The sequence below is a fragment of the Cetobacterium sp. genome, from assembly GCF_048470075.1.
Lineage (GTDB): Bacteria > Fusobacteriota > Fusobacteriia > Fusobacteriales > Fusobacteriaceae > Cetobacterium_A.
This window is the reverse complement of sequence record NZ_DBGBQB010000046.1, coordinates 1-2,373: the sequence shown is the minus strand read 5'-3', so window position 1 is coordinate 2,373 and position 2,373 is coordinate 1. Positions and strand designations below refer to the sequence as shown.

At 29.2% G+C, this 2,373-nt stretch carries 4 protein-coding genes; 3 read left to right on the top strand and 1 reads right to left on the bottom strand.

Annotated features, from left to right (window positions below; all coding sequences use genetic code 11):
- Positions 1–59: 59 nt before the first annotated feature.
- Positions 60–854, bottom strand: a complete 795-nt coding sequence (locus ACMOUI_RS01465) for a TIGR00282 family metallophosphoesterase (protein WP_418963972.1) — start codon at positions 852–854, stop codon at positions 60–62.
- Between the two features lie 164 nt (positions 855–1,018).
- Here ACMOUI_RS01465 and ACMOUI_RS01460 point away from each other — a divergent pair, with 164 nt between their 5' ends.
- The 3 genes from ACMOUI_RS01460 (at position 1,019) to ACMOUI_RS01450 (ending at position 2,269) form a co-directional block, all read left to right on the top strand.
- The gene (locus tag ACMOUI_RS01460; RefSeq protein ID WP_418963971.1) at positions 1,019–1,231 is read left to right on the top strand and encodes a hypothetical protein; all 213 of its coding nucleotides are present in this window, start codon (positions 1,019–1,021) and stop codon (positions 1,229–1,231) included.
- Positions 1,232–1,351: 120 nt separating this feature from the next.
- Positions 1,352–1,762 (top strand): SoxR reducing system RseC family protein, encoded by a 411-nt coding sequence (locus tag ACMOUI_RS01455; RefSeq protein ID WP_418963970.1) that lies wholly within the window; start codon positions 1,352–1,354, stop codon positions 1,760–1,762.
- Between the two features lie 12 nt (positions 1,763–1,774).
- The gene (locus ACMOUI_RS01450) at positions 1,775–2,269 is read left to right on the top strand and encodes a toxin-antitoxin system YwqK family antitoxin (protein WP_418963969.1); all 495 of its coding nucleotides are present in this window, start codon (positions 1,775–1,777) and stop codon (positions 2,267–2,269) included.
- The last annotated feature ends 104 nt before the right edge of the window (positions 2,270–2,373 follow it).

The following is a 2,373-nucleotide window of genomic DNA, read 5'->3' as shown; positions in this document are numbered from 1 at the left end:
TATCAATACTATCACTATCAAATATAACTTTTATTTCAACAACTTTCATAAAGACCTTCCTAATTAAATATTCCTAACTCTATAAGAGAGAGGTTAATTCTTTCTATTTTTATACATTCACCAGTTTCATCATCCAGTTCTATATTTAAACCATTTATTCTTTCTTTACCCTCTGCAATCTCAAATTTTTGCGGTAAAGCAGTTAAGAATTTAGGAATAATCGATTCTTTATTCATTCCAATTATACCATTATCTGAACCAGTCATTCCAACATCACTGATATATCCAGTTCCTTCAAGAAGAATTTTGTTATCAGCAGTTTGAACATGAGTATGAGTTCCGTAAACTACAGATACTTTTCCATCTAGATAGTTAGCTAAAGCTAATTTCTCCGATGTGGCTTCCGCATGAAAATCTATAATGATGTGTTTGCACTCTTTTCTAATCTCCTCTATTAAGTTGTTTGCCACTGTAAATGGACAATCAATTGGTGGCATAAAAACCCTTCCTTGAAGAGATACAACAGCTATTTTATTTCCTTTTCTATCTTTTAAAATTGTGTATCCAGTTCCTGGAACACCATTGGGATAATTATGTGGACGTAAAACTCTGTTAGTTCTTTCTAAATAGTCATAAATCTCTCTTTTATCCCAAATGTGGTTTCCACTTGTTATAACATTTACTCCCCAATCTAAAATCTCATCACAAAGTTTTGCAGTAATTCCAAATCCAGCAGCAGCATTTTCTCCATTAACAATAATAAAATCATAATCATTTTTATATTTATCAAGATATGCTTTTAAAGTTTTTCTACCTGGATTTCCGACTACGTCACCTATAACTAAAACTTTCATTATTTACCTCATTTCTATATTTGTATTACCAAAAAATATTATAACATTTTTTACTAAAAATTAAAACTTAAAAAATAGTTTTAAAAAAACAAATTGCCAGTTGACAACTACACAAAAATAGTGTATTATTAAGGTATATAATAAACAGACTAGGAGTGACGCATATGTTAACTAAAGAGGAATTTTTAAAAAAAATAGGACAAAGTGAAGAGGAGTTAAAAGCAAAAGGTCTTGAGCTAATGTTCATAGGTGAAGTTGGATATGGTGACGATGAAGATGATGGTTGGGATATAGTTTATATAGACCCAAGTAGATGTGTAGAGGTAGGAATGGGTTGTAAGTGTGCAGTAGGTGGTACACTACACGATAAATTATAATATAGATTCAACTTTAAAAGTATAGAATAAAATCTATACTTTTTTTTATTTAAAATTATTTTAGGTTCTAGTAAAAATATGTTATAATTTCACTATAAGCATTTCAATAAGGAGCAAAGTATGAAAAATAGTGGATTAGTTAAGGAAAAATTAGGAAACAAAGTTACTATTTCAATGTATAAAGAGAGTGCTTGTTCACATTGTAATAAGTGTAGTGATAGCGCTAAAATTGCAAATGACTTCACTTTTATTTCCAATGGAGAGGATATAAAAGTAGGGGATATTGTAACTTTTGAAATGGAAGACAATCAAGTTTTTAAAGCTGCAATGGTTGTATATATATTTCCTCTAATAGTTATGTTTTTGGCTTATTTTACAGCTGCTAAGATTGGATTATCAGAGGGTGAGTGTATAGGAGCTAGTTTTGGTGGATTAATAATAGCGTTTATGGGGATATTTTTTTACGATAAATTTATTGTAAAAAATAAGATGGAAAAATCTGTAAAAATCATAGGCATAGAGAAAAGATAGTGAGGGGATAAAATGTTGAAAAAATTTTCAGTAATTTTTTATTTAATGACTGAATTAGCTTTTGCAAAATATTCAGAGGTAGATTACTCTAAAATTTTAAACAAAGGTGGGAAAATTTTCGTCAAAACTACAGGTAGTCCTCTAACGGGAATGGTGACATTTCAAAAAGATAGAGAGTTTTATAAAAATGGGATACCAGAAGGGAAGTGGTTGTCTTTTTATACTAATGGGAAAATAAAATCTATAGAGAATTGGAAAAATGGAGAATTAAACGGTAAGTATGTCCTATATGGTGAGGATGGAAATAAAACATTTCAAACTTACTATTTAAAAGGAAAAGACCATGGTCTATTTAAACTTTATCATGACAATGGAAAGCCTCATATTATAGGAAAATTTTATAATGGTCAAGCCGTAGGTATTTGGAGCTACTATAGTAAAAATGGAAAGTTGATAGGAAAGAGAGACTATAACCTAAATATAGAGCATTTTGACCAAACAAATTAAATTAGGAGAAAATAACTTTATGAAAATAAAATTGAAAAAATATTTTAAAAGCTCAATGCTTGTAAATCCAGATAAGGCTAAGAACTTTTGTGACAAATTAAAAG

Excerpts from the sequence above, each read along its gene's own strand:
- ACMOUI_RS01465 (WP_418963972.1), bottom strand. The coding sequence starts at position 854 with ATGAAAGTTTTAGTTATAGGTGACGTAGTCGGAAATCCAGGTAGAAAA.
- ACMOUI_RS01455 (WP_418963970.1), top strand. The coding sequence starts at position 1,352 with ATGAAAAATAGTGGATTAGTTAAGGAAAAATTAGGAAACAAAGTTACT.
- ACMOUI_RS01450 (WP_418963969.1), top strand. The coding sequence starts at position 1,775 with ATGTTGAAAAAATTTTCAGTAATTTTTTATTTAATGACTGAATTAGCT.
- ACMOUI_RS01460 (WP_418963971.1), top strand. The coding sequence starts at position 1,019 with ATGTTAACTAAAGAGGAATTTTTAAAAAAAATAGGACAAAGTGAAGAG.